Source organism: Paractinoplanes abujensis (assembly GCF_014204895.1).
GTDB classification, from domain to species: Bacteria; Actinomycetota; Actinomycetes; order Mycobacteriales; family Micromonosporaceae; genus Actinoplanes; species Actinoplanes abujensis.
In genome coordinates, this window is record NZ_JACHMF010000001.1 from 2,820,894 (window position 1) to 2,845,821 (window position 24,928).

Below are 24,928 nucleotides of genomic sequence, written 5' to 3' on the forward strand. Positions count from 1 at the left end.
ACCGTTCGCAAGGATCACGCCACGAACGTACGGCGGTACTGGCTCGGGGTGGTGCCGAGGATCCGCTGGAAGTGCAGGCGCAGATTCGCGCCCGTGCCCAGCCCGGCCCGGGCGGCGATCTGCTCGATCGGCAGCTGCGACAGTTCGAGCAGTTCCCGGGCCATGTCGATGCGGGCCCGCATGACCCACTGCATCGGGGTGTAGCCGGTGTCCTCGGCGAACCGGCGGGAGAACGTGCGCGGGGAGACGGCCGCGTGCCGGGCCAGGATCTCCAGGGTGAGCGGCTTGCCCAGCCGGTGCAAGGCCCATTCCCGGGTGGCCGCGAACCGTTCGCCCAGCGGTTCGGGCACGCTGCGCGGCACGTACTGGGCCTGGCCGCCGCTGCGGTAGGGGGCCGCCACCAGCCGCCGGGCCGCGTGGTTGGAGGCCGCGATGCCCAGGTCGCCGCGGAGAATGTGCAGGCACAGGTCGATGCCGGAGGCGGCCCCGGCCGAGGTGAGCACGCGGCCCTCGTCGACGAACAGCACGTTCTCGTCGACGAGCACGGACGGGTGTTTGCGGGCCAGCTGCCGCGTGTAGTGCCAGTGGGTGGTGGCCCGCTTGCCGTCCAGCAGCCCCGTCGCGGCGAGGGCGAACGCGCCGGTCGAGATGGCCGCGAGGCGGGCGCCGCGGTCGTGCGCGGCGATCAGCGCGGACACGACGACGGGCGGCGGGTCCTCACGGTCGGGGTGGCGATAGCCGGGGATGAAGACGATGTCGGCCCAGGCGAGCGCGTCCAGCCCGTCGGCCACGTGGTAGGACAGACCGTCCCCACCGGTCACCAGGCCGGGCGCCGGACCGCAGACCCTCACCTCGTACGGCATGCTGGCCCGGGTGGTGAAGACCTGGGCCGGGATGCCCACGTCGAGCGGCTTGGCGCCCTCGAGCACCAGCACGGCGACGCGGTTGAGGCGGCGGGGCGGCACGCCGTCAAGCGTAGACTTTGGTCGTCGCGGCCCCGACCACCGGCCGTTACGCGCGTCCGGGTGGCTTCGCGACCGTCGACGGCATGGCTGCTGTTCTCGCGCTGATGGCGCTGGCGCCCTGGACCGCCGAGTGCGTCTGGGGTGGCTTCACGGTCGTCGACTGGCCGTTCGTGCTCCTCTTCCTGGCTCCGCAGTACGGCGGGGCGGCCGTGCTGATCCGGGAGGTGGCCCGCCGCACCGGTGGCGGGTGGCCGTCGATCGCGCTGCTGGCCGCCGCGTTCGGGTTCGTGCAGGCCGGGCTGGTCGACCAGTCGCTGTTCAACCCGGCCTTCCTCGACGGCACCGGGTTCGCCGGTGATGCCGTGACAGCCCGCGCGACGTGGGTGCCGGGGCTGGATGTCAGTGCGCAACAGGCTTTCTCGTACGTCGGTGGGCACATCGCGCTGAGCATCTGCGCGCCGATCGCCGTCGTGGAGACCCTCGCCCGCCGTCCGGGCCCCTGGCTGCGCACGCGGGGGCTGGTCGTGGTGGCCGTCGTCTACGTGCTGGGCAGCCTGCTCATCTTCCGGGACGTGTACGCCGACGAGCACTTCTTCGCCGCGCCCCGGCAAGTGCTGTTCACGGTGGTCGTCGCGCTCGTCCTGGTCACGGCGGCGCTCGTTCCGCGGCGCCCGCGCGAATCCGCCGGCCGCGTGCCGCACGCGGCGGTCGTGGCCGTGGTGGCGGCCCTCCCCCACCTCGGCGGTGACCTGGTCGCGGGCTGGGCCGGGCTGGCCGTGCAGATCGCGGTGACCGGGCTCGTGACGATCGCGGTCGTGCGGTGGTCCCGGCGAGACGGCTGGCGGCAATCCCACGTGCTCGCCGGGTGGGGCGCCGGACTTGTCGTGTCGGCGGCGATCGCCTATCTGGTGCCGACCTACGCGCCTGCGACGCCCGCCGTGGCGCTGCTCTCCGACCTGTGCATCAGCCTGGTCACCGTCGCCCTGATCGGCGTGACCGGAAAAATTGCTTCGACAGAGCGACCGGACCCTCGTACGGTCGACAAAGTTTGATTTCTCGACGACCTGACGAGGAGGACAGTGATGCGTCACCGCACCGCTCTGCTCCTCGTGTCCGGTGTGCCCAGCCTCGGCTGCGCCACCGGGGCTGGACGTGCCTTCTAACGGCGCAGTCCACCGTTCAGAACTGTCGAGAAAGACAATCGCAAATGCGTAACATCGGCATTCTCGCGCACGTCGACGCGGGCAAGACCACCCTGACCGAACGCATCCTTTTCGCCACCGGCGCCACGTACAAACAGGGCGAAGTGCATCACGGCACCACGGTCACCGATTTCGATCCGCAGGAACGCGAGCGCGGCATCACCATTTTCTCGGCCGCAGTCAGTTGCGACTGGCGCGGCGAGCGGCTCAACCTCATCGACACCCCGGGGCACGTCGACTTCACCGACGAGGTCGAACGGTCGCTGCGGGTGCTCGACGGCGCGGTCGTGGTGTTCGACGGCGTGGCCGGGGTCGAGCCGCAGAGCGAGGCCGTGTGGCGGCAGGCCGACCGGTACGGCGTGCCGCGCCTCGCCTTCATCAACAAGCTCGACCGGGCCGGGGCGGACTTCGAGGCCTCCGTACGGTCGTTGCGCGAACGGCTGGGCGTGACCCCGCTGGTCGTGCAGCTCCCCGTCGACGGCGGCGTGATCGACCTGGTCGGCCCGCGCCCCGATCGCGACGACGTACGCGCGGCCCGGCGGCGGCTCGAGGAAGCCGTGGCCGAGTTGCACCCGGCCGCCCTGGAGGAGCTGGGTCACATGTCGGACGGCACCCTCCGTACGGCGTTGCGTGACCTCACGCTCAGCGGCGCCGCGGTGGTCGTGCTGGGCGGCGCGGCCTACCGCGACGTGGGGGTGCAGGCTCTGCTCGACGCGGTGGTCGGCTACCTGCCCGCGCCGTCCGGTGATCCTGCGGCCCCGCTGTCGGCGCTGGTCTTCAAGGTGCAGACGGCACGGCAGGGGCGACTGACCTTCGTACGGGTCTACGACGGCGTGCTGACCAAGGGTGACACGGTGTGGGACGCGGCCACGGCGCGGACCGGACGCGCGGGCCGGATCCTGCGCGTGCAGGCCGATCGGGTCACCGACGTGGACCGGGCGGTGGCCGGTGACATCGTCGCGCTGGCCGGGCTCAGGAGCGCGCGGGCGGGGACGACGCTGTCCACCCGCGAGCATCCGGTGCTGCTGGAAGCCCCGCGGGCGGCCGCTCCGCTGGTGTCGGTGGCGGTCGAGGCCCGTACGCGGGCCGACGCGCAACGGCTGCCCGGGGCGCTGGCCGCGCTGGCCGAGGAGTTGAACGTGCGGGTCGAGAACGACGACGGGCAGACTCTGCTCTCCGGTCAGGGCGAGTTGCAGCTGGAGGTGGCCGTGACGAGGCTGCGCGAGGCCGGGGTGGCCGTGAACGTGGGCCGGCCCCGGGTCGCGTACCGGGAGACCGTGTTGCAGGGCGTGACCGGGTTCGTGCACCGGCACGTCAAGCAGGACGGCGGGGCCGGGCAGTTCGCGCACGTGGTGCTGGACGTGGAGCCGCTGGAGGGCACCGGGTTCGTGTTCGCCTCGGCGGTGACCGGCGGCCGGGTGCCGGCCGAGTACGTGCGGGCGGTCGAAGCCGGCTGCCGCGACGCGCTGACCGACGGCCCGCTCGACGGCCACCCCGTGGTGGGGCTGCGGGTCACGCTGGTCGACGGGGCCACGCACGTGAAGGACTCGTCCGAGACAGCCTTCCGTACGGCGGGCCGAGCCGGGCTGCGGGCGGCGCTGACCGCGTGCACGATGGCGCGGCTGGAGCCCGTGGCCGACGTGACGGTCAGCGCGCCCGCCGACACGCTGGGCGCGGTGCTGGGCGACCTCGCGGCCCGCCGGGGCCAGGTCACCGGCTCGACGTCACAGTCGGTGACGGCGGTGGTGCCGCTGGCCGAGCTGTTCGGCTACGCGAGCGACCTGCGCAGCCGGACACGGGGCCGGGCGACCTTCTCGACGAGGCCGGCCGGGTACCGCCGCGCCGCCTGAAACGGTGTCGCCCCGGGTTCCGTACCGAGCCCGGGGCGACGTGCCGGGGCCGGTGGGACGGGGGCTAACCTGGCGTCGGTGGGTAACGGCGCGAGATCATCGGCGAGGCGTCCGGGCGGTGGTCCCGGTCGCCTGCCCACGCACCGCCTGGTGCTGGCGATGGCGCTGATCTCGACCGCCCCGCCGCTGGTCATCCACGAGGGCTGGCGGGGGCTGCTGGTGGCCGTGGCCGCCGTGCTCTACGCGGCCTATCTGCTGCTCGGCAAGCGCTGGCCCCGGCTGCGCCGCCGGCGGCCGGTGTCACCGCCCCGGCCCGGACGGCTGCCCTCGGCCCCACCGGAGCCGGCACCGCCCGCCCCGCCGTCCACCGGGCACGAGCCGGAGCGCGCCTCGCCCGCCCCGCCGTCCACCGGGCACGGGCCGGAGCCCACTGCGCTGCCCGCCGAGCGCCAGCCCGAAAACGCTACGCCGCCCTCCCGGTCCGGTCCAGTACGTAAGCGAGAGTAATCAGAGCGTAGTTTTTCATCCCTCGCACGCTTGCCACGAAGGGACGCCGCGCTATTGGCTCGGCGGGTTCCGACCATTTCGTGGAGGGAGCACCATGACCATCGCCGATCCGCTGTCGGTCCGCGGTGCGCCGAACCTCCCCGCGGGGTTCGCCGGCACCTTCACCAGCCGGTTCGTCGCCACGGAAGACACGGAAGACACAGGAGCCCCGGAGGCGCTGGTGGCGGCCCTGTCCGGCTTCCTGACCCCGGGTCGCTCGTGAGGGCGCCCACGCTGGACGACGCCGAGTGGCTCGACGCCGCGCCGCCCGCACTCGACGGGCACGTAGTGGCGTACGACTTCTGGACGTCGACCTGCGTCAACTGGCTGCGCACGGCACCCTGGCGCCGGGCCTGGTGGCAGGCCTACCGCGACGACGGCCTGATCGTGGTGGGCGTGCACACCCCCGAGTTCGCCTTCGAGCACGACCCGGAGCTGATCCGCCGGGCCGTGACGGCGCGCGGCATCACGTATCCGGTCGTGGCCGACAGCGACTACACGGTGTGGAAGTCGTTCGACAATCACTACTGGCCCGCGCTCTATCTGGCCGGCCGGGACGGGGTGATCCGCGACCACCACTTCGGCGAGGGCCGGTACGCCGAGTCCGAACGCACGATCCAGCGCCTGCTCGGCGTGACGCGACCGCTGACCCGGCCCGAGGCGCTGGGAGTGGAGGCCCCGGCCGACGGGGATCGCCTGAGGACACCGGAGACCTACCTGGGCTACGCGCGGGGTGAACGCTTCGCCTCCGGCGGAGGTTCCCACGCGTACGGGTATCCGGCTTTTCTGCAGTCCGGCCAGTGGGCGCTCGACGGCGACTGGACGCGCAGCGGCGAATACGCGGCCGTGCACCGCCAGGACGGCAGTGTCGCGTTCCGCTTCGAGGCCCGCGACGCCAACCTGGTGCTGGCGGCCGATGTCCCCGTGCCGTTCCGGGTGTTCCTGGACGGCCGCCCGCCCGGCGACGCCCACGGCGCCGACATCGGCCCCGACGGCCTGGGCACGGTGACCGAGGGCCGCCTGTATCAGCTGATCCGGCAGCCCGGCGCGATCACCGGACGCCACCTGGAGGTCGTCTTCCACGCCCCGGGCGCCCGGGCGTATGTCTTCACCTTCGGCTGACGGTTGAAGGGGGCGGCGGGGATCCGGCCACGATGATAGAAAGCCCGGGTGGAATTTCCTGAACTGCTGCGCCTGATCGACGAGCGGTCGGCGGCCTTCACCGCCGCCGTCGCCTCCGCCCCGAGCCTCGACGCGCCCGTGCCGAGCTGTCCCGGGTGGACGCTGAGCGACCTGTCGCGGCATCTGACCGAGGGCCGGCGCAAGTGGGCGGTCATCGTCGCGGCCGGCCCCGCCGACGCTCCCCCGCCCGCCGAGCTCTGGGCGGGCGACGGTCCGCTGGCCCCGGCCACCCGGGAACTGCTGGACGCGCTGCGGACGGCCGGGCCGGACAAGGCCTGCTGGACGTGGTGGGGTGACTCGCAGTCGCCGCAGACCACCGGGGCCGCCGCCCGGCACCAGCTGCAGGAGATCGCCGTGCACACGTACGACGCCCAGCTCACCGCGGGCGCCCCGCAACCGCTGCCCGAGGCGGTCGCGCTCGACGGGGTCGACGAGTTCGTGACCACGTGCGTCGCGACGACGAGCCCGTGGCCGCACGAGCCCGCCGTCCTCGACTACCGGGCCACCGAGGGCGGCGCGTGGCGTCTCACCTTCTCGGCCGATGGCGCCCGCGCGGTGCCGCCCGGCGACGAACCGGCCGACGTCACCGTCACCGGCTCGGCCAGCGACCTGGTGTTGCTGTGTTACGGCCGGATCGGCCCGGACGCGGTGAAGATCGACGGCGACCGGCGGGTGGTCGACCGGCTCATCGCGTGGGAGCCGGAGTAAGCAACCCGGCGTGTGGTCGGCGCGCTCATCGCGCCGGAGCCGGAGTGAGCAGGGTGGTGGTGCGCCATCGGGGAGGCGGCCGAGGTGATCGGGTTGCCGGCGCCGGAGAACGTGCCGTCGTCGACCTCCCCCGCGGTGTCCCGGAAGATCGGCGGCAGGATCGCGCCGATCCCGGCCGCGAACGGCGCCAGCTCCCGGGCCGTGATGCCCTCGGCCCGCGCCACCGCCAGGGCGTGGGCGTAGCCGGCCATCGCGGTCCAGAAGATGTCGAGCAGCGCGATGTCGTACGCGCCGTCCAGGTAGCCGATGCCGTGCGGATCCTTGCCCGGTGAGCGGTTCCAGACGGTGACCTTCTGGCCGGCCCGCCGCCTAGTACCCACCTTTGTGTGGCTATGCCTCGAAGCCGGCCAGCTGCTCGCCGAGCCACGGGTAGAGCTCCTCGGCCTTGGTGTTGAGGCGCGACTTGAGGTAGCGGGTCTGGTCGTCGGCCAGCACCTCGATCGAGCCGTCGGCCACGGCGTCGTAGGCCTGCGCGACCACGCTTTCGGGGCTCACCTTGGGCACGTCCCAGCGGGCCGACATCGGAGTGTCGATCATGCCGACGAGCAGGGCGACGACCTGGGTCCCCTGGGCCCGCAACTGGAAGCGCAGGGCGTTGGTGGCCGACCACAGGGCCGCCTTGGAGGCGCCGTAACCGGTCGGGACGGGCACCCAGGCGGCCGAGGACAGGACGTTGAGCAGCGTGCCGCCGCCGTGGGCCGCGAGCACCGGCGTGAAGGCGCGCGCGAGCCGGACCGTACCGAAGAAGTTGGTCTCGAAGATCTGCCGCAGCGCCTCCTCCGGGCCGGTGATGGAGTCACCCACCGGCGCGACGGCCGCGTTGTTGATCAGCAGGTTGACGTCGCGCGCCTCCGCGGCCACCCGCTCGGCGTCGTCGGGGCTGGTCAGGTCCAGGGTGAGCGGCACGATGCGCGTGTCATTCCATTCCTTCCCCGTACGGGCGGCGGCGTAGACCTTGGCCGCGCCGCGCTGGACGGCCTGGCGCACGAAGTGCTCGCCGAGACCGCCGTTGGCCCCGGTCACGAGCACCGTACGGCCGTCGAGTGCCTGGTTCATCTAGACTCCTTCAATAAGTGGGGAGCTTCCCCGGAAGAACTATGTGGGGACACTCCCCAGATAGTCAAGAAGGAGTGTTCATGGCTACAGCCCGCCCGCTGCGCGCCGACGCCCAGCGCAACCGGGACGCGATCCTGGCCGCGGCCCGCGCGACGTTCGACGCCGAGGGCGTGCTGGCCTCGCTCGACGGCATCGCCCTGCGGGCCGGCGTCGGCAACGCCACGCTCTACCGCAACTTTCCGACCCGCGACGACTTGCTGGCCGCGGTCATGCAGTCGAGCATCGCCGACGCGCTGGCCGAGGCCGACGAGCTGGCCCGCACCCGCACCCCGCGCGACGCGCTGGCCGAATGGCTGATCCGGCTCACGTGGCAGCTGCGCATCTGGCACGACCTGCCGTACTGCCTGGCCTCCGCGCACTGCGACGACGACTCCCCCATGAAGCCCGCCGCCGACCCGCTGCTGGTCAAGACCGGCGAGTTGCTCGCGGCGGCCCAGCCGTCCGGGCCGGTCACCGCCGACGAGGTGTACGAGCTGGTGCTGGCCCTGTCGTGGGCGGTCGACCGGTTCCGCGACGACGAGGCGGGCGCGCGCCACCGGGTTTCCCTGGCCACCGCGGGGATCCTGGGTTCCGCCTGAGATCGCGATCCAGCAGACTGCACCCATGGCGGACGTGACAGTGCTCGGTGCGGGGGCCGCGGGGCTCGCGGTGGCGGCTCAGCTCAAGGGGCGTGGCGTCAGCTGCGTCGTGCTCGAGCGCGGCCCCGGGGTGGCCACCAGCTGGCGCGGCCGCTACGACCGGCTGCGCCTGCACACCGTGCGCGGGCTGTCCGGGCTGCCCGGCATGCCGATCCCCCGGGCCTACGGCCGCTGGGTGCGCCGCGACGATTTGGTGCGCTACTTGGAGGCGTACGCGGAACGTTTCGGTCTCGACGTGCGCACCGGCACGGCAGTCGAACACATCAAACCCGGCGACGGCCGCTGGTCGCTGCAACTCGCCGACGGCAGCGAACACGTCACGGGCACATTGATCGTCGCCACCGGCTATCTGCACACGCCGGAGGTGCCGCAATGGCCCGGCCTGTCGTCGTGGACGGGCCGGCTGATCCATTCCGCGGAATACCGCAATGCGCAACCCTTCCAGGGCCGCGACGTGCTCGTGGTCGGCCCCGGGAACAGCGGTGCCGAAATCGCCACGGACCTGGCCGAGGGCGGCGCCGCTTCGGTCAGCCTGGCCATCCGCACGCCACCGCACATCGTCCGCCGCTCCACCGCGGGCTGGCCGGCGCAGCTGAACGGCCTGCTCCTGGGCGGCGTCCTCCCCGAGCCGGTCTTCAACGCGATCGCCGCCACCATGGCCAGAGCCGAGGTGCCAAACCTTTCCCCGTACGGGCTCGAACGCCCCACCGAGGGCCTCAAGACGCGCCTGCGCACGCAGCGCTACGTGCCGCTGCAAGACGTGGGAATCGTCCGCGACATCGTGTCCGGCCGGGTGAAGCCGGTCGCCGCAGTGCAAGGCTTCACGGAATCCTCCGTGCTGCTGGCCGACGGTTCCACCACGGAGCCGGACGTCGTGGTGGCGGCCACGGGCTACGGCACCGGATTGCGCGAGATGTTCGACGACCCATCACTGTTCGACGAGACCGGAGTGCCGCTCGTGCACGGAGGTGCAGCGGCCCGGCCGGGGCTGTACTTCATGGGCTACGACGTGACCCTGGGCGGCATGCTGCGCCAGCTGGCCATCGAGTCGCGGCGGGTGGCCCGGGCCGTTGTTCCCACGGCTCAGACCCGGCGTGGGTCGTAACCGAGCCGCCGCAGAACTTCCCGGGTTCGTATCTCCGCCCTGTAGACAGGTTCGTAGGTCTTCGGCCGGGAGATGAAGTCGACAACGACCGCGGCGACCTCCGGCGTGGCCCAGCGCAGAATCCGCACGAGGTTACCCACCTCTGCGTCCCGGATCAGGCGTGCCATGTAGCCCACCACCACAGTGTTGTCCAGCAGCTTGTTGTCCTCGACGAGACATCTGACGATCGCGAGCCGCTGGTCCGGATAGAACCCGCTGAACATCAGCTCGAACCAGTCGAGCTGAGGCCTCATCGCGACGATGACAGCGGCGGCCTCGTCCGGAGACAACTTCTCCAGCCGGAAACGAGCGGTGTAGGGCGGCTTGCTGATGAGCGAACGGGCCGTCTGCGCAACATCGATCGAAGCCTGCGGCGAGGGAGGCCGGGGTGGCGCCGGGTCCGGCCGGCGTCGTTGACCACGCATCGCGTTGGCCTCCGTCTGACTACCGGCCACGTCGAGGATCTCGGCGCCGAGTGTGCGCGCGGTCAGGATCAGCCGGTCACGAACGCTGTCGAAACGAGACGCGCGGGCTCTCTCGATCACTTCGTCCAGCGCCGCCAGCGCGTCCTGGGTGTGCATCCCGGACCGGAGCGAGAACCGAGCGAACTTGATCAGTGCCTGCACGAGGTCGCGCTCGTGGCGTTCGGCGCTGATCCTGATCAGGCGCCGGTGAATCGCGATGGTCTCGGCCTGCGCCGCGAACGCCTCTCGCCACCGCATCTGATCGGCCAGGATCTGGGCCTCCGTCTGGAGTGCCTGAGCCAGTTCCTTGTCGTAACAGACGTTCACCGCGGCCAGTCGCCGGTACACCGCCACCGCGCTCGCCACCGCGAAGGCGGCCTCCTGGTCGTGACGCAGCGAATGCTCGGTCATGGCCCGCCCGAGCAGCGTCGCGGCGAAGTCCCGTTCGAGGCCCGCACCCGCGTTCCCGGCCACCGCCTGCAGGAGGTCCAAGGCCTCGGTCAAGGCCTCGAGCGCGTCCGGACGGCGGTCGCCGCGGCGCAGTTGCTCGGCCTGCTGCACCAGCACCCGGATCAGTGTCAGCCGATGCCGCCCGTCCACCGCGACCAGCCGTCGCAGCTGGGCGATGGCCCGGTGCCGGATCGACAGCGACGACGTGCCCCGGCCCTGGTTCCACAGCGCGAGGCTCAGGTCGGCCAGGCAGCCGGCGATGTCCTCGGCCGCCGGCGTGCAACCGTCGTCCCACAGCTCGACCGCCTCACCGAGAGCGTCCGCGGCCCCGGCCCAGTCCTTGACGCGGGTACAGGCCCGGCCGAGGCTGCGCAGCGCCAGTTCCCGTTGCGCAACCCGGGCGGGTGGTCGCCGAGCCAGGCCGACCGCCTCGTGCAGCAGGTTGATGCCGTCGCGGACCCGGCCCGATTCGCAGAGCCGCCAGCCCAGCTTGACGGCGAGCGCCCCCGCCCGTACGGGATCGTCGGTGTGGCCGGCCAGCTCGCGGGCCAGGCGCTCGGTGATCGCGGCGATGCCCGCGTGCAGGTCGGCCGGTGGTTCGGGCGGGAACGCGGACTCGATCGCGGCCAGCACGTCCAGCGGCATGGCCGGGGCGCCGGCGATCGCCGACAGCGCGGCCGACCCGGCCCGTACGGCCAGCTCGGGTCGTTCCCGCAGCACCGGCACCAGCTGGCTGGTCGCCAAGTGGGGCCAGCGCCGGGCCGCCTCGACCAGCATCGGCAGGGCCGTGGCGGCACTGCGCGCGTCGTGGGCGAGCAGTTCGCCGAGTGCGCCCTTGGCCCAGGGGTCCGGCCGGAACCCGCCGATGTCGTGACCGGGGGTCTGCAGGGCCACGAAATCCTCGGCCAGCCGGTCGGGGTAGAGCGGTTCCAGCACGGTGTCGGGGTCGAGCGGCGGGTAGCACATCGCATGGTCCTCGAGCAGCCGGCCGGCGTCGCCGACCCCGTCGACGACCGCCAACGCCCGCAGCACGGGCAGGGCGGACGCGTAGTCGAGGGACCGGATCAGCGCAGCCACGTACACCGCGCGGCCCATCACCGGCGGGGGCGACTCGACGCGGCGGTCGTTGTCGTACATCGACTGCCAGTGATGGCGTTCGCGCGACAACAGGTAGGCCGACAACTGGGCGGGGTCGGTCGGTGGCTCCTCGCCGTGCCGGACGGCCAGCACATGGGCCAGCGCCGCCATGTGCACGGTCAGGAACGAACCCTCGACCGCCGGCACCGGATGACCGGGCACCGCCACGTCGAGGGCGCGCGCGAAACACCTTCGCGCAACCTCGAACACTTCCGCCGCACCGACCTGGGCCGGGGCCAGTTCGAGGCTGTCGGCGTGCACGCCCAGCGTGTCCGAGAGCCGGTAGGTCAGCAAGTCCCACCAGTTGCCCAGCGGCCGGGCCAGCAGCAGCACGCGCAACGCGCGGCCGGTGTGCAGCCGGCGGTCGAGCAGCAACGCCAGCAGGTCGGAGAGCGGCCAGCGTTCGGCGTAGTCGACCAGGACGAGCAGTGGTTTCTGCGCCACGAGGGCGGTGCCGGCGGCCACCTCGACCGGTTGCACCACGGCGTCGCGGCTGTGCCGGGCCCGCACGGTGATCCACCCGGCGCCGTGGGCCAGCTCGGCGAACCGGTGCGCCAGCCGGGTCTTGCCCTGCCCGGCGCCGCCGTGCAGCAGCCGGACCGCCATCGCCGCCCCGCCTTCGAGCCACGCCGCCAGGTCGGCCAGCTCGCGGGTGCGGCCGGTGAAGTCGACGACCCGGTTGCCCGCGTTGAGCAGCCGGCTGGGCATTTCACCGTCCGGCACGGCCACGGCCCCGAACGACAGCTCGTCGATGAAGTGCGTGCCGATCCGCTGGTGGATGTGCAGGTCGCCGTTCTGCACGGCCAGCAGCGTGGCGGCCTCGCCCGCGGTGTTGATCTGCTGAGGCGCGACCTCACGCCTCATCCGGCCCGCCGATCCTCAGGTCGCCGCCCCGGACGTTGTCCGCCGTGGCCTGGCCGGACGCGGTGTTGATCTGCACCGGCCCGGAACCGCCGCCGCCCGCGCGCAGCGAGGTCCACACGCCGATCAGGCCGAGGACTACCGCCACGACGACGCCGGCCATGCTGGACAGTTTGTCGGCCCGGTCGAGCTCGTTGCGCGCCAGGACCACGATCCACCCGGCCGGCAGCACCCCACAGCCGACGATCGTCATCGATGCCCACAGCCACCGCCGCGTCATCGCCCCAGTATGGCCGACACCCCGCACCAGACGTCCCACGATCTTCACCCGGAACTGATCCACCGACCAGCGGCGCGCGGTGCCGGCCGGTGTCAGCCGAGTTCCTCTACCACTGGCCGGCGTCGGGCCGGACCAGCATCTGCCGGCGTTGTTCTCGGCCTGCAGCAGAGTGGCGTCGGCGAACGACTCCCGGCCGGCCTCGAGAACGTCCGCGCGGATGTGGGTGAACAGTCCGGTGGCGACCGGGCCGGGCTTGTTCCGTGACGGCCGGCTGACCTACGAGCCCCGCGGGGAAGGCCCTGCCGCTGCCGCCTCCCTGGCCCTGCTGGAGGCACTGCCGGCCGCTCACACCGGCGCCTTGGGCCGAGCGAAGTCGTGCATGAACCCGGCGTGCGGCTCGGCGTTCCACGACCTGTCCCGCAACAGCACCCGGAGCCGGCAGGACATGAAGACCTGCGGTAACGCCATCATTCTCCGGGCTTCCAGGCCCGCCGGCGAAAGCCCGGCAGTCAGTCACGTGCCTGACTCTCGACACCACATGGGGCGACTACAAGCTCACCCCAATGGATGAGGGCTTCGCCGGCGCCGTCCGGGAGCTCTGCCGTCGGTCCTGAGCAGGAGTTTCCCGATCTCGGAACGGGAACGGTGATCTGGGCCGGCTGAGGGACGCACCGCAGGGGTGACATGCAAAAGGCAAGGAGAAAAGTCTCCCTGCCGCTTCTAACGTATATCGCGCCCGGGGGCTTGCGGCAAGACCGGGGCCGGGGCGCAAAATCGTCGGCTCGGGCCACTGACCGGGAGGGTTCTGCGCATGATTGCGGGCTTCGACGAGATCGACCGGACGATGGTGGCGGCTGTCGGGGGCAAGGGCGCGCACCTGGGTGAGTTGTCGCGGATCGACGGCGTACGGGTGCCCGCGGGTTTCTGTGTCACCACCGACGCCTACCGGCGGGTGCTGGAGCAGGTGCCGGCCGCGTTGCTCGACCGGTTGTCGGGGTTGGACCCGGCCGACCGGGCGGCTGTCGGCTCGGTCAGCGCCGAGGTCCGCCGGGTGATCGAGGCGATCGCGGTGCCCGCCGACGTGGCCACGGCGATCACGGGGGCTTTGCACGACGGCGCCTACGCGGTGCGATCGAGTGCGACGGCCGAGGATCTGCCGACGGCCTCGTTCGCGGGGCAGCAGGACACGTATCTGAACGTGCTCGGGGCGGCCGCGGTGCTCGACCATGTGCGCCGGTGCTGGGCGTCGTTGTTCACCGAGCGGGCGGTCACGTACAGGTTGCGCAACGGCTTCGATCACCGGCGGGTGCTGATGGCTGTCGTGATCCAACGCATGGTGTTTCCGGAGGCGTCAGGCATCCTGTTCACGGCCGACCCGGTGAGCGGTAACCGGCATGTCACGACGGTCGACGCCGGCTTCGGCCTCGGCGAGGCGCTGGTGTCGGGCCTGGTCAACCCGGATGTGTTCAAAGTGCGCAACGGGGTTGTCGTCGAACGCGCGATCTCGGTCAAGAAGCGCGCCATTCGCGCACTGCCCGCCGGCGGTACCGAAGAAGTCGAGATCGAGCAGGCTGAGCTGCCCGCGCTGACGGATGCCCAGGTCGTGCGGCTGGCCGCCCTGGGCCGCACGATCGAGGCGCATCTGGGCCGCCCCCAGGACATCGAATGGTGTCTGACCGGCGACGACTTCGCGATCGTGCAGAGCCGGCCGATCACGACGCTGTTCCCGATCCCGGAGGCGGCCGGGCCGGGCAACCGGGTCTACGTCTCGGTCGGGCATCAGCAGATGATGACCGACCCGATGAAACCGCTCGGGATCTCCATGTGGCAGCTGACCGCGCTGGCCCCGATGCACGCGGCCGGCGGGCGGCTGTTCGTCGACGTCACCGCGCGGCTGGCCACGCCCGCGGGCCGGGCCGGGCTGCAGGGCATGGCGGGCAAGTCGGATCCGCTGGTGGGCGACGCGCTGCAGACCGTGTTCGATCGCGACTTCGTGCCGCTCGATCCGCGGGCCGCCCCGGCCGCGCCGCCGCTGGGTGGGCAGCAGGGCGACGAGATCGCCAACGACCCGGAGATCGTGGCCGAGCTGGTCGGACGTACGGAGGACTCGCTGGCCGCCCTCAAGCGTGACATCGCCACGAAGAGCGGGCCGGCCCTGTTCGAGTTTCTGCTCGAAGCTGTCGAGGAGCACAAACGTCTGCTCACCGACCCGCTCAGCATGCAAGCCCTGATGGCGGGCATGGGCGCCACCTGGTGGCTCAACGACCACCTGCTCGATTGGCTGGGCGAACGCAACGTGGCCGACACGCTCACCCTGTCCGCGCCCGGCAACATCACGTCGGAGATGGGGCTCGCGCTTCTCGACGTCGCCGATGTGATCCGCCCGTACACCGAAGTGGTGGCCTTTCTGCAGCGCGGCGTGGGCGACGACTTCCTCGACGAGCTGCCGCGGTTCGCGGGTGGGGCCGAGGCCCGGGAGGCGATCGAGTCCTATCTGGAGCGGTACGGCATGCGGTGCGCGGGCGAGATCGACATCACCCGGCCGCGCTGGAGTGAGCAACCGTCGACGCTTGTTCCGCTCATCCTCGACAATGTGCGCACTTTCGAGCACGGTGAGGCGGCGCGGCGTTTCGAGCACGGCCGGCTGACAGCCGCCCGTAAGGAGCAGGAGGTGCTCGCCCGCCTGCGCGCACTGCCGGACGGCGAGGCCAAGGCCACCGAGACCAAGCACATGATCGATCGGGTGCGCACCTTCATCGGCTATCGCGAGTTCCCCAAGTACGGCATCGTCAGCCGCTACTTCGTCTACAAGTGCGCGTTGTTGGCCGAAGCTGATCGTTTGGTGCGGGCGGGCGCGTTGCCGGCGCGCGACGACATCTTCTACCTCACGTTCCAGGAGCTTTCCGACGCCGTACGGCATCAGGCGGTCGACGAGCAACTTGTGCGCAACCGGCAGGAGGAGTTCCGCTCGTACGCCGCGCTGGCCGCCCCGCGCATCCTCACGTCGGAGGGCGAAGGCATCAACGGTGCGTACCGGCGCGACGACGTGCCACCGGGCGCGCTGGTCGGGGTGCCCGTCTCGGCCGGCACGATCGAGGGCCGGGCCCGGGTCGTCCTCGACATGGCCCGGGCCGACGTCGAAGCGGGCGACATCCTGGTCACCGCGTACACCGACCCCAGCTGGTCCCCGCTGTTCGTCTCGGTCGCGGGCCTGGTCACCGAGGTCGGCGGCCAGATGACCCACGGGGCGGTGATCGCCCGCGAGTACGGCCTGCCCGCGGTGGTCGGCGTCGACAACGCCACCCGCCTGATCCCCGACGGCAGCCGCATCCGCGTCCACGGCACCGACGGCTACATCGAACTCCTGCCCGGCTCCGCGTGACCGACCCGGCTCGGGCCCTGGCTGCTAGGCTGCGAGCCTCACCGGCAGCGGGAAGCACATGTGCACGTCCTGGACGACCTCGACGGCTTGTCCCCCAGCGCAAGAGCCTTCCTGACACGTACGGCACGGCGCGAACCAGCCGACACGGGGCTCGGCACCGGCGCACGAGATCCGCTTGAACTGTCCGTACGCCGGCGGAACTTCGTCACCCGGTTCGGCGGCTTGCGCTACACCGTGCGGCGAAGTGCCCGGGTAGGGCACGACCGCTGGGACATCGCCCGGGAGTGGCGGTTCGACCTGGACGGCTGGACCCGCCGGGAGCGGGACGGCTGGACCTTCGGGTGGATCGGTGAAGGGGTGTCGTCCCCGGTCCGGCACGTGCTGCACACCGACGGACGGTTCGGGGTGACCGACGGTGGCGCGTTCCTGGAGGCATGTCCGTCGATCTGTCACCTGATCGAGGGGCACGCCCTGATGGACGAAGTCGCGGACTGGCATCCCGTCGGCGGCAGCGCGCTGGAGACGTGGGCCGGTGGCCGTCTCGACGCGCAGGCCGGTGACTTGTCCGTGGTGTCCGAGGCGTCCGGCCCGTACGACTGCTGGCTGCGCTCCGACGACGTCGTGGTCCGGCGGTTCAAGCTGTGGACCAACCGGCGCGATCGCCCCACTCGCGTGATGGCGTCGACGCGTCAGCAGGTGGAGTGGAACAGGCCGCCTACCGGCTGAGTCGCCGCCAGCTTGTTGTAGAGCTCGACGGCCAGCGTGGTCTCGGCGACGTGGGTCTCGACGCCCCGGGCTTCGAGGTGGTCGAGCGTGGCCGGGTCGACCTGGAGCTGCCGGTCCATGCCGCGGGAGAGCACCACCACCGTTGCGCCGTGGGTGAGCAGTTCCTCGACGTCTTCGGGCCGGATGCCGGGGTTGTGGCGCATGCCGGTCTCCGACCAGTTCCATTCGCGGCCGCCGCCGGGGTAGAGCTTGAAGTCCTTGCCGGGCTCCAGGCCCTCCACTTCGATGTGGCCCCACTCGACGGACACGATCTTCGGTGATGTCACAGGTATTCCTCACGGGCGACGGGCGACGGGCGACGGGCGACGGGCGACGGGCGACGGGCGACGGGCGACGGGCGACGGGCGACGGGCGACGGGCGACGGGCGACGGGCGACGGGCGACGGGCGACGGGCGACGGGCGACGGGCGACGGGCGACGGGCGACGGGCGACGGGCGACGGGCCGCGAACAGTACCCGTTCGCGGCCCGTCGTTCGATCCGGGTCACGCGCGCACGGCGGGGGTGGCCGGGCCGCGGACCGTACGGCTGGTGGTCTGGATCGTGGCGAACGCGGTCAGGGCCACGGCCGAGCAGGCGATGATCGCGAACGCCCACGGTGACGCGGACGGCCAGACCTGATCGGCGCGGGCCGAACCGAACGGCAGGATGGTGAACATCGAGGCGGCCAGCCCGCCGAGCACGCCGGTGACCGTGATCAGCACGCCTTCCAGCGCGACCATCGCCAGCACCTGCCCCGTCGTCGCCCCGGCCAGGCGTTGCTGGGCGAACTCGCGGCGGCGGTGGGTGGTGGCGGCGACCAGCGTGTTGACGAGCATGACGGCCACGAACAGGGTGATCATGCCGACGACCACGTAGTTCAGGGTCTGGATGTCCCGCGCGTAGTCGGGCTGGATCCGGCCCTGCGCCGCCCGATCCTCGATGCCCTGCATGTAGACCGTGCCGGTGGCGATGCCGGTGAACAGCAGCACGGGCATGACCGCTGACGCGAGCTGCCGCGTACGGGAATGGACGCCCGTCACGGCCAGCGAACCGGCGATGCCGAAGACCCGTACGAGGGGGCCCAGCACGACCGTGACCAGGCGCAGCAGTTCGGGGGCGAGCAGGGCCAGGCCGATCGAGGCCCAGATGCCGGCCTGCCCCGCGGTCTGCATGGCGTCGATGCCCTTGCCGTCCATCAGCGTCGCGGTCAACGTCGCGCAGTTACCGCCGGCCAGCAGGAAGAACACGGCGGCGATCCGGCGCAGCACGGGGCGTTCGCGGCGCGCCGAGGAGGCCAGGATCCGCCGGGCGGTGGCCAGCCCGGCCGCGGACGAGCCGAGCAGGGTGACCCCGAAACCCAGGGCCAGCGCGATCCCTCCGAAGGCGGGCGACACCGCGGGCACGACCTGCCCGGTGTCCTTGAGGAGGGAGACCAGCAAGCGGCCGAGCAGCCAGCCGGCCGGCACCGCGACCGCCGACGCGAGCAGGGCGACCGCCAGGGCCTCCCCCACCACCATCCGCCGGATCTGCGGTCCGGTGGCGCCGGCCCGCCGCAGCAAGGCGATCTGCTCGGAGCGCTGCCGCACGGCCAGGCTCAGCGTCGAGGTCACCGCGAACGCCACGATGACCAGGCACCAGCCACCGCCGACCATGGCCGTGGTGACCAGCGACTCGTTGCCGTCGGCGGTGGGCACACCGGAGGCGGTGTCGAGCAGCGACGCGAACGCCATGATCAGCGCCGCGCCCAGGAAGGCGGTGAGGAACGTGGCGACGAAGCCGCCGGGACGGTGGCGCAGGTTGCGCAGGGCCACGGCGATCATGCGAGCACCCCGCCGACCCGGTCACCGAGGTGGGCCAGGCGCTCGGCCACGGCGTCGGCGGTCGGCGCGCGCAGCGACCCGGCGAGCCGGCCGTCGGCCAGGAAGACGACCGAGTCCGCGTACGCGGCGGCGACCGGGTCGTGGGTGACCATGACCACCGTACGGCCGTGTTCGTGCACTATCGAGCGCAGCAAAGTGAGCACTTCGCGCGCACTGCGCAGGTCGAGCGCGCCGGTCGGCTCGTCGGCGAAGATCACGGCGGGCTCGGTGACCAGGGCCCGGGCCACGGCCACGCGCTGCCGCTGGCCGCCCGACAGGCGCTCGGGCAGGTCGTGCCGCCGGTCGCCCAGACCGAGCCGGTCGAGCACGGCGTGCACCCGCGCGCGGTCGGGCCGCCGCCCGGCCAGCCGCAACGACAGCACGGTGTTCTGCTCGACGGTGAGCGACGGGAGCAGGTTGTAGTCCTGGAACACGAACCCGACCCGGGTCCGGCGGAACTTGGTCATCGCAGTGTCCTTCGTGGCCGTCAGCTCGGTGCCGTTGATGAACACCCGCCCGCCGGTCGGCCGGTCGAGCCCCGCCGCGCATTGCAGCAGGGTGCTCTTGCCGGAGCCGGACGGGCCCATCACCGCCGTGAAGCTGCCCGCGGCGAACCCGGCGGTGACGCCGTCCAGCGCGGCCACGCCACCCTCGTACGTCTTGTCAAGCTCTTCTACCCTGACGATGTCGGTCATGGATACACCGTACGAGCGCACTATTCTGAAATCGGTAGTGCTAGCACCCGTATCCAGCTAGTGCACCGGTCAGGCATGCTCTAGTGCACCAGGAGGGGGTCGCATGAGTGTCTATCGCCGGATCGCCGACGAGCTCGCCGCGCGCATCGCCGCCGGGGAACCGGGCCCGGGTCAGCGCATCATGTCGACCCGTCAGATCATGGCGGAGTACGGGGTGGCGATGGCCACGGCGACCAAGGTGATCACCCACCTGCGCGACGAGGGTTTGGTCCGGGCCAAGCCGGGTGTCGGCACGGTGGTGGCGGTCGGCGCCGTGCCCGCCGGCTCCGCCCCCGGCCGTGACGTGCTCGTCCGCACGGCCATCACGATCGCCGACGCCGAGGGCCTGACCGGGCTGTCGATGCGGCGCCTGGCCGGGGAACTGAGCATGCCGACCATGTCGATCTACAAGCATGTGGCCGACAAGGAAGAGCTCGTGCTGCTCATGATGGACAAGGTGATGGCGGCCAACCCTCCCCCGCCCGGCATGTCGGCCGAACGGGACGGCTGGCGCGCCTGCGTCGAGGCCCTGGCCCGCCTGCAGTGGTCGATGTATCGCCGGCACACGTGGCTGGCCCAGGCCGTCTCGTTCACCCGCCCGCTGCTGGCGCCGCACGCGATGGCGCACACCGAGTGGACGATGCGCGCGCTGGAGGGTCTCGGACTCGACCACAACGCGCAGTTCTGCGCGGCGGTGACGGTGGCCAACTACGTACGGGGAACCGCAGTCAATCTCGAGGAGGAGGCCCGGGCCGAACAGGAGTCGGGACTCGACGATCAGCAGTGGATGCGGGCCCAGCAGCAACGGATGGCCGCCGTGCTGGCCACCGGGAAACTGCCGTTGATGGCCCGGTTCATCTCCGCCGAGGACCGCGCCTTCGACCTGGACACCCTGCTCGACTTCGGTCTGCAACGCCTTCTGGACGGCCTCGATCAGACGCGGGCGACGCCGCCGTAAAGCGCGACCTGCGCGTCGGTGAACGGGACCTCCTGGTCGGGCCGCCACTGCAGGATCGGCACGACCCCCGGCTGCACCAGTTCGAGGCCGTCGAAGAACCGTCCGACCTCCTCGCGCGAGCGCAGCCGGGTGGGGATGCCCTGGCCGCGCATGATGCCGGCGAAACGGCCCCACGACTCCGGGTCGTGATCGGCCGTGATGTGCGAGATCACGAGATAACTGCCGCCGGGCAGCGCGCTCAGCAGTTCCCGGACGATCCCGTACGGGTCCTGGTCGTCCTCCACGAAGTGCAGCACCGCGTACAGCAGCAACGCGACCGGCTCGTCGAGATCGAGGGTGGCCCGCACCTCCGGCGCGGCCAGGATGCTCTTGGGGTCGCGCAGGTCGGCCTGTACGTAGTCGGTGCGCCCTTCGGGCCGGCCGGTCAGCAGGGCCCGCGCGTGGGCCAGCACGATCGGGTCGTTGTCGGCGTAGACCACCCGGGCCGCCGGGTCGACGCTCTGCGCCACCTCGTGCACATTGGGCCGGGTGGGCAGCCCGGTGCCGATGTCGAGGAACTGCCGCACGCCGCGCCGGGAGGCCAGCCAGCGCACCGTACGCTGCAGGAACGCCCGGTTCTGGCGGGGCGCGGTGATGGCGTTCGGATTGGCCGCGACCCCCTGCTGAGCGGCGGCCCGGTCCGCGGCGAAGTTGTCCTTGCCGCCCAGCAGATAGTCGTAAACCCGCGCCGGATGCGGCCGTCCCGTGTCAAAGGCCTCGGTCATCCGCCGAGCCTAGGCCCGCCCGCGCCGCCGGACCAGACCTCACGACTCGCCGGCCCGCACCACGACGACCGGGCCGCGCAGCGTCATGACGGTCCTATGACCTCCGTCGCGACGGGTCACTGGCCGATGCGCGGGCCGAAGCGACCGACCTCGATGGACGCGGTCTTGCCGTCCAGGGACCACCCTTGCCCGTACGCCTTGTCGAAGCCGTCCGCTCCCAGCACCTCGCGGGCCCGGGCGCTCATCTCGCGGATGCGCGGGTCCGTGCGGTCGTGGGCGCCCCGGAGCCGGGCCGCGGCGCCGAGCAGGCGGGCGGTCTCCGCGGGGCGGTGGCGGATCTCGGCCAGCCCGGCCGCCGTCACCGCGACCAGCGACAGGATGGGCATGTCGCGGGTCTCCAGGCCGGCCGCGTACGCGGCGGCCAGGGCCTTCTCGGCGCCCTCGGCGTCGCCCCGCTCGACGAAGAGGGCGGCCCGCATGGCGCCGGCGATGGCCCGGCCGTGGTCGCCGCCGAGGTCGGGCTGGGCGGCCATCTCGGCTTCGGCCCGGTCGAGCAGCCGGTCGGCCCGATCCAGCTGGCCGAAGCGGATCCACAGGCCCGACTCCAGCGCGTTGAGCAGCACGGTCAGTTCCGGCGAGGCCGACCGGGCCATGCGTTCGCGGGTCGCGTCGAGCATGGCGACGGCCAGGTCGTCGTCGCCGCGGCGCATGTGCAGGTCGATCCAGCGCAGATCGATGAAGACCTCGTCGGTCAGGCTGAGCGACCCGAATTCGCGGGCCAGCGCGCGGGCTTGGCTCAGGTCGTCCAGGGCGCCGTCGAGGTCGCCGTCGTACTGGCGCAGCAACGCCCGCATCGGCAGCGCGGTGGCCACGCCCCAGCGGTCACCGACCCGGCCGAACCGGTCGATCGCGGCCGCCAGGTCGACGCGGACCTGCTCCAGGTTGCCCTCGTTCTCGGCGAACTGGGCCCGGATCAGGTGGGCCAGAGCGCTCTCCCACGCGTCCGAGCCTTCAGCCAGGCGGTTGAGCACGGTCAGCGCGGCGTCGTTCTCCCGTACGAAGAACAGCGTCATCCCGGTCATCGCGCCCATCAGGCCGGGCAGCTCGGTGTAGGACAACAGCCGTCCGGCCAGCGCGCGCATCTCGGCCTCGCGCTGCTGGATCTCGTCGGCCGTCATCAGCGAGCGGGTGCTGATCCGGTTGAGCAGCAGCAACGCCTCGGCGCAGTCGCGTTGCGGGGACGGCTGGGCGGGAGCCTGAGCCAGCGCCTCACCGATCCAGTAGGCGGCCTCGTTGTGCCGGCCGAACATCTGCCAGTACCAGGTCAGGTCCAGGGCCAGGGTGAGCGCGGCCCCGGTGTCCCCGACGTCGCACAGGTGGCGCAGGGCGGCCAGCACGTTGTCGTACTCGGGGCCGAGCACGCGTAGCGCGCCGACCTGGCCGGGGCCGCGCAGCTCGGGGTCGAGCCGGGCGGTCAGCGCGGCCAGGTGCCGGGCGGCCAGCCCTCGCACCTCGCCGAGGACACCCTGCTCGGACAGGCGTTCGGTGCCGTACTCGCGAAGGGTTTCCAGCATGCGGTACCGGCCGGCATCCGGAGCCAGTTGCAGCAAGGAGCGGTCGACGAGCGCGGCCAGCAGGTCGGGCACGTCACCAGCGGGCACGTCGGTGCCCTCGCAGACCGCGACCGCCGTGGCCGGGGTGACACCACCGGGCAGCACCGAGACCCTTTCGGCCACCGTACGCTCGTGGTCACCGAGCAGATCCCAGCTCCAGGCGATCACACCACGTAACGTCCGGTGGCGCGGTGCGGCGGTGCGGTTACCTGTTGTGAGCAGCCGGAACCGGTCGGACAGGCCCGCGGTCAGCTCGGGCAGCGACATCGTGCGCAGCCGGGCCGCGGCCAGTTCGAGGGCCAGCGGCATGCCGTCCAGCGCCACGGTGATCCGGCGGACGTCGTCCAGGGTGGTCGCGTCGACGTCGAAGCCGGGGCGCACGGCGGCCGCCCGTTCCGTGAAGAGCCGCACCGACGCCGTACGCCGCGCCTGTTCGACGGTGTCGTCCGGACCCGGCAGCGCGAGCGGCCCCAGCGGCACCAGCGCCTCGCCGTCCACGGCCAGCGGCTCGCGGCTGGTGGCCAGCACCCGCATGCCCGCGCAGCGCGGCAGCAGCGAGGCGATCAGGTGGGCGACCGCGTCGACCAGATGCTCGCAGTTGTCGACCACGAGCAGTGTCTCGCGCCCGTCGAGCTGCTCGACCAGCAGGTCGACGTCGCCCGCCTCGACCCGGAGCCGCGCCGCCGGCTCGAACATAGCGCTCCCGCGCAGCCCGGCCGAGGTCAGCAGGGCCGCACCGACCTTCGCGGGCTCGGTGACCGCGGCCAGGTCGACCAGCCACACGCCGTCGCGGAACTCGTGCCGCCGGCGCCGGGCCGCCTCGACCGCCAGCCGGGTCTTGCCCGCACCGCCCGGCCCCAGCACCGTGACGAGGCGCCCGACCGCGAGCAGCCCGTCGATCCGGGCCAGGTCGTCGTCGCGCCCGACAAAGCTGGTCAGCGGCTCGGGCAGGTTGCTTCGTTTCTCCCGTACGGGTTCCCGCGCGCCCACGGCCGGTTCGGCCCGCAGCAGCCGCGTGTGCCGTTCGCGCAGGGCGGCCCCCGGATCGGCGCCGAGCCGGTCGGCCAGCGCCGCGCGCACCGACTCGTACAGGACCAAGGCCTCGGCCTGCCGCCCCTGCGCGGCCAGCGCGTCCATCAGCAGGGCGGCCGCCCGCTCGTGCACCGGATCCGCGGCCAGCAGGGCCGTCAGGCGGGCGGCGGCCGCGGCCGGTTGCCCCAGCGCGAGCTCGGCCTCGGCCAGGTCGGCTGTCGCCTCGGCCCGGATGGTCTCCAGCCACGCCTTCCCGGGCAGAACCGGCGGACCGGCCCACAGTTCGACGGCTTGGCCGAGCACCCGTACGGCCTGGTGCACGTCGCCGGCCCGCAAGCACACCCGCCCGTCGGCGGCGAGGCGCTCGAACCGCAGCGCGTCGACGTCGTCCGGGATCACGTCGAGCCGGTAGCCGGCCTCGTTCTGCACCACCAGCGAGGCCGCCCCGAGCACCCGGCGCAGCCGCGAGACCAGCGACTGCAGCGAGTTGGCGGGGTCGGACGGCCCCGCGCCGGGCCACAGCGCGCCGACCAGGACGGCGGGCTCGACGGATCGGCCGCCGGCGAGCGCCAGCCGTACGAGAAGGCCTCGGAGCCGGGCCCCGGGCACCGGCACGACGGTGTCGCCCACCCGCACCTCGAAGGCGCCGAGCAGCGTCACACGCAGCCGCGTGCCCGAGTCCCCGTGCTCACCCACATGGTCGATCCTCCCGCGCCGGGCCGAGTCCGCCCAACCCGGGGAGGTGCGGCGTCAGCTCTGCGACTCCGGCGCGGCGTGCCGGCCCTTGGTCTCGGCGGCCGCGCGCCGCTCCAGCTCCTCGTCCTTCAACAGATACTTCTTGATGTTGACGGTGGAACGATCGCCGAGATCGTCCGGCTTCGCGGCGTGCCGGCCGGACTGCTGGTTGCTTTCGGTCATGACCGCAGACGGTACCGTCTGCACGCGCCCGGACAAAACATCGACAGACGCCGAATCTGGGCGATCACGCCGGGGTTCCGGCCGGCCCGAGGTCGGCGCCCTGCTCAACCTGTACGCCTGCCACCACCGTTACTGCGGGTCACCAAGACACTTCGGCCGGACGCCCCCGGCAGCGGCAGGAACCGACAATCCCGGCCTCCTTCAGGGCTATCGCCTCGCTACCCCGAGCAACCGAACTGCTCCGCCCAGCCGACGCCGGGCTCACGGGCGGCAGCCGCCTGCGCACACCGGGCCTGCA

At 72.3% G+C, this 24,928-nt stretch carries 23 protein-coding genes; 12 read left to right on the plus strand and 11 right to left on the minus strand.

Annotated features, from left to right (window positions below):
* Nucleotides 1-14: 14 nt before the first annotated feature.
* On the minus strand, nucleotides 15-965 hold the full coding sequence (locus BKA14_RS12685; protein WP_184951122.1) for a GlxA family transcriptional regulator: 951 nt from the start codon (nucleotides 963-965) through the stop codon (nucleotides 15-17).
* 83 nt (nucleotides 966-1,048) lie between these two features.
* Here BKA14_RS12685 and BKA14_RS12690 point away from each other — a divergent pair, with 83 nt between their 5' ends.
* The 6 genes from BKA14_RS12690 (at nucleotide 1,049) to BKA14_RS12715 (ending at nucleotide 6,453) form a co-directional block, all read left to right on the plus strand.
* Nucleotides 1,049-2,017, plus strand: coding sequence for a hypothetical protein (locus BKA14_RS12690; RefSeq protein ID WP_184951123.1), 969 nt, complete (start codon nucleotides 1,049-1,051; stop codon nucleotides 2,015-2,017).
* Between the two features lie 155 nt (nucleotides 2,018-2,172).
* Nucleotides 2,173-4,017, plus strand: a complete 1,845-nt coding sequence (locus BKA14_RS12695; protein WP_184951124.1) for an elongation factor G — start codon at nucleotides 2,173-2,175, stop codon at nucleotides 4,015-4,017.
* A 78-nt stretch (nucleotides 4,018-4,095) separates the two neighbouring features.
* Nucleotides 4,096-4,524, plus strand: a complete 429-nt coding sequence (locus BKA14_RS12700) for a hypothetical protein (protein ID WP_184951125.1) — start codon at nucleotides 4,096-4,098, stop codon at nucleotides 4,522-4,524.
* Between the two features lie 94 nt (nucleotides 4,525-4,618).
* Nucleotides 4,619-4,786 (plus strand): hypothetical protein, encoded by a 168-nt coding sequence (locus BKA14_RS12705; protein ID WP_184951126.1) that lies wholly within the window; start codon nucleotides 4,619-4,621, stop codon nucleotides 4,784-4,786.
* Nucleotides 4,783-5,685, plus strand: coding sequence for a thioredoxin family protein (locus BKA14_RS12710; protein WP_184951127.1), 903 nt, complete (start codon nucleotides 4,783-4,785; stop codon nucleotides 5,683-5,685). Before BKA14_RS12705 ends, BKA14_RS12710 begins: the two co-directional genes overlap by 4 nt.
* 48 nt (nucleotides 5,686-5,733) lie before the next feature.
* On the plus strand, nucleotides 5,734-6,453 hold the full coding sequence (locus tag BKA14_RS12715; RefSeq protein ID WP_184951128.1) for a maleylpyruvate isomerase family mycothiol-dependent enzyme: 720 nt from the start codon (nucleotides 5,734-5,736) through the stop codon (nucleotides 6,451-6,453).
* On the opposite strand, the gene BKA14_RS43840 is transcribed toward BKA14_RS12715, so the two are convergent.
* Together BKA14_RS43840 and BKA14_RS12725 are read right to left on the minus strand one after the other, a co-directional pair.
* Nucleotides 6,369-6,833 (minus strand): imine reductase family protein, encoded by a 465-nt coding sequence (locus BKA14_RS43840; RefSeq protein WP_239093546.1) that lies wholly within the window; start codon nucleotides 6,831-6,833, stop codon nucleotides 6,369-6,371. The genes BKA14_RS12715 and BKA14_RS43840 overlap by 85 nt on opposite strands.
* A gap of 10 nt (nucleotides 6,834-6,843) precedes the next feature.
* On the minus strand, nucleotides 6,844-7,569 hold the full coding sequence (locus tag BKA14_RS12725) for an SDR family oxidoreductase (protein ID WP_184951129.1): 726 nt from the start codon (nucleotides 7,567-7,569) through the stop codon (nucleotides 6,844-6,846).
* Between the two features lie 80 nt (nucleotides 7,570-7,649).
* On the opposite strand from BKA14_RS12725, the gene BKA14_RS12730 reads away from it, so the two are divergent.
* Nucleotides 7,650-8,207, plus strand: a complete 558-nt coding sequence (locus tag BKA14_RS12730) for a TetR/AcrR family transcriptional regulator (protein ID WP_184951130.1) — start codon at nucleotides 7,650-7,652, stop codon at nucleotides 8,205-8,207.
* A gap of 25 nt (nucleotides 8,208-8,232) precedes the next feature.
* A complete protein-coding gene (locus tag BKA14_RS12735) occupies nucleotides 8,233-9,372 on the plus strand; it encodes a flavin-containing monooxygenase (RefSeq protein ID WP_184951131.1) in 1,140 nt (379 codons plus the stop codon).
* Here the strand turns inward: BKA14_RS12735 and BKA14_RS12740 are convergent.
* Nucleotides 9,351-12,326 carry an ATP-binding protein gene (locus BKA14_RS12740; protein ID WP_184951132.1) on the minus strand — a complete coding sequence of 992 codons (2,976 nt, stop codon included), beginning with the start codon at nucleotides 12,324-12,326 and terminating at the stop codon, nucleotides 9,351-9,353. The genes BKA14_RS12735 and BKA14_RS12740 overlap by 22 nt on opposite strands.
* A complete protein-coding gene (locus BKA14_RS12745) occupies nucleotides 12,316-12,603 on the minus strand; it encodes a hypothetical protein (protein WP_184951133.1) in 288 nt (95 codons plus the stop codon). Before BKA14_RS12745 ends, BKA14_RS12740 begins: the two co-directional genes overlap by 11 nt.
* A gap of 412 nt (nucleotides 12,604-13,015) precedes the next feature.
* Here BKA14_RS12745 and BKA14_RS45540 point away from each other — a divergent pair, with 412 nt between their 5' ends.
* The 3 genes from BKA14_RS45540 (at nucleotide 13,016) to BKA14_RS12760 (ending at nucleotide 16,711) form a co-directional block, all read left to right on the plus strand.
* Nucleotides 13,016-13,174 carry a hypothetical protein gene (locus BKA14_RS45540; RefSeq protein WP_369076730.1) on the plus strand — a complete coding sequence of 53 codons (159 nt, stop codon included), beginning with the start codon at nucleotides 13,016-13,018 and terminating at the stop codon, nucleotides 13,172-13,174.
* A gap of 240 nt (nucleotides 13,175-13,414) precedes the next feature.
* Nucleotides 13,415-15,985 (plus strand): rifamycin-inactivating phosphotransferase, encoded by a 2,571-nt coding sequence (gene rph, locus BKA14_RS12755; RefSeq protein ID WP_184951135.1) that lies wholly within the window; start codon nucleotides 13,415-13,417, stop codon nucleotides 15,983-15,985.
* A gap of 60 nt (nucleotides 15,986-16,045) precedes the next feature.
* Complete coding sequence (locus BKA14_RS12760; RefSeq protein ID WP_184951136.1) at nucleotides 16,046-16,711, plus strand: hypothetical protein; 666 nt, start codon at nucleotides 16,046-16,048, stop codon at nucleotides 16,709-16,711.
* Here the strand turns inward: BKA14_RS12760 and BKA14_RS12765 are convergent.
* The 3 genes from BKA14_RS12765 to BKA14_RS12775 all read right to left on the minus strand — a co-directional run bounded on the left by BKA14_RS12765 (nucleotide 16,675) and on the right by BKA14_RS12775 (nucleotide 19,306).
* Nucleotides 16,675-17,037 (minus strand): Mth938-like domain-containing protein, encoded by a 363-nt coding sequence (locus BKA14_RS12765; RefSeq protein ID WP_184951137.1) that lies wholly within the window; start codon nucleotides 17,035-17,037, stop codon nucleotides 16,675-16,677. The two genes, BKA14_RS12760 and BKA14_RS12765, sit on opposite strands and share 37 nt — an antisense overlap.
* A 218-nt stretch (nucleotides 17,038-17,255) precedes the next feature.
* Nucleotides 17,256-18,572: an FtsX-like permease family protein gene (locus BKA14_RS12770; protein WP_184951138.1), complete on the minus strand. Its 1,317-nt coding sequence runs from the start codon at nucleotides 18,570-18,572 to the stop codon at nucleotides 17,256-17,258.
* A complete protein-coding gene (locus BKA14_RS12775) occupies nucleotides 18,569-19,306 on the minus strand; it encodes an ABC transporter ATP-binding protein (RefSeq protein WP_184951139.1) in 738 nt (245 codons plus the stop codon). The genes BKA14_RS12770 and BKA14_RS12775 overlap by 4 nt, the downstream gene beginning before the upstream one ends.
* 103 nt (nucleotides 19,307-19,409) lie before the next feature.
* Between BKA14_RS12775 and BKA14_RS12780 the strand changes: the two genes are divergently transcribed.
* Nucleotides 19,410-20,303, plus strand: a complete 894-nt coding sequence (locus BKA14_RS12780) for a TetR/AcrR family transcriptional regulator C-terminal domain-containing protein (protein WP_184951140.1) — start codon at nucleotides 19,410-19,412, stop codon at nucleotides 20,301-20,303.
* On the opposite strand, the gene BKA14_RS12785 is transcribed toward BKA14_RS12780, so the two are convergent.
* From BKA14_RS12785 to BKA14_RS12795, 3 genes are all read right to left on the minus strand, one after another.
* On the minus strand, nucleotides 20,279-21,067 hold the full coding sequence (locus BKA14_RS12785; protein ID WP_184951141.1) for an SAM-dependent methyltransferase: 789 nt from the start codon (nucleotides 21,065-21,067) through the stop codon (nucleotides 20,279-20,281). The genes BKA14_RS12780 and BKA14_RS12785 overlap by 25 nt on opposite strands.
* 116 nt (nucleotides 21,068-21,183) lie before the next feature.
* Nucleotides 21,184-24,408 carry an ATP-binding protein gene (locus BKA14_RS12790; RefSeq protein WP_184951142.1) on the minus strand — a complete coding sequence of 1,075 codons (3,225 nt, stop codon included), beginning with the start codon at nucleotides 24,406-24,408 and terminating at the stop codon, nucleotides 21,184-21,186.
* Between the two features lie 54 nt (nucleotides 24,409-24,462).
* Nucleotides 24,463-24,630, minus strand: coding sequence for a hypothetical protein (locus BKA14_RS12795; protein WP_184951143.1), 168 nt, complete (start codon nucleotides 24,628-24,630; stop codon nucleotides 24,463-24,465).
* Between the last annotated feature and the right edge of the window lie 298 nt (nucleotides 24,631-24,928).

Excerpts from the sequence above, each read along its gene's own strand:
- BKA14_RS12690 (WP_184951123.1), top strand. The coding sequence starts at position 1,049 with ATGGCTGCTGTTCTCGCGCTGATGGCGCTGGCGCCCTGGACCGCCGAG.
- BKA14_RS12695 (WP_184951124.1), top strand. The coding sequence starts at position 2,173 with ATGCGTAACATCGGCATTCTCGCGCACGTCGACGCGGGCAAGACCACC.
- BKA14_RS12705 (WP_184951126.1), top strand. The coding sequence starts at position 4,619 with ATGACCATCGCCGATCCGCTGTCGGTCCGCGGTGCGCCGAACCTCCCC.
- BKA14_RS12725 (WP_184951129.1), bottom strand. The coding sequence starts at position 7,569 with ATGAACCAGGCACTCGACGGCCGTACGGTGCTCGTGACCGGGGCCAAC.
- BKA14_RS12730 (WP_184951130.1), top strand. The coding sequence starts at position 7,650 with ATGGCTACAGCCCGCCCGCTGCGCGCCGACGCCCAGCGCAACCGGGAC.
- BKA14_RS12735 (WP_184951131.1), top strand. The coding sequence starts at position 8,233 with ATGGCGGACGTGACAGTGCTCGGTGCGGGGGCCGCGGGGCTCGCGGTG.
- BKA14_RS12740 (WP_184951132.1), bottom strand. The coding sequence starts at position 12,326 with ATGAGGCGTGAGGTCGCGCCTCAGCAGATCAACACCGCGGGCGAGGCC.
- BKA14_RS12745 (WP_184951133.1), bottom strand. The coding sequence starts at position 12,603 with ATGACGCGGCGGTGGCTGTGGGCATCGATGACGATCGTCGGCTGTGGG.
- rph (WP_184951135.1), top strand. The coding sequence starts at position 13,415 with ATGATTGCGGGCTTCGACGAGATCGACCGGACGATGGTGGCGGCTGTC.
- BKA14_RS12770 (WP_184951138.1), bottom strand. The coding sequence starts at position 18,572 with ATGATCGCCGTGGCCCTGCGCAACCTGCGCCACCGTCCCGGCGGCTTC.
- BKA14_RS12775 (WP_184951139.1), bottom strand. The coding sequence starts at position 19,306 with ATGACCGACATCGTCAGGGTAGAAGAGCTTGACAAGACGTACGAGGGT.
- BKA14_RS12780 (WP_184951140.1), top strand. The coding sequence starts at position 19,410 with ATGAGTGTCTATCGCCGGATCGCCGACGAGCTCGCCGCGCGCATCGCC.
- BKA14_RS12785 (WP_184951141.1), bottom strand. The coding sequence starts at position 21,067 with ATGACCGAGGCCTTTGACACGGGACGGCCGCATCCGGCGCGGGTTTAC.
- BKA14_RS12795 (WP_184951143.1), bottom strand. The coding sequence starts at position 24,630 with ATGACCGAAAGCAACCAGCAGTCCGGCCGGCACGCCGCGAAGCCGGAC.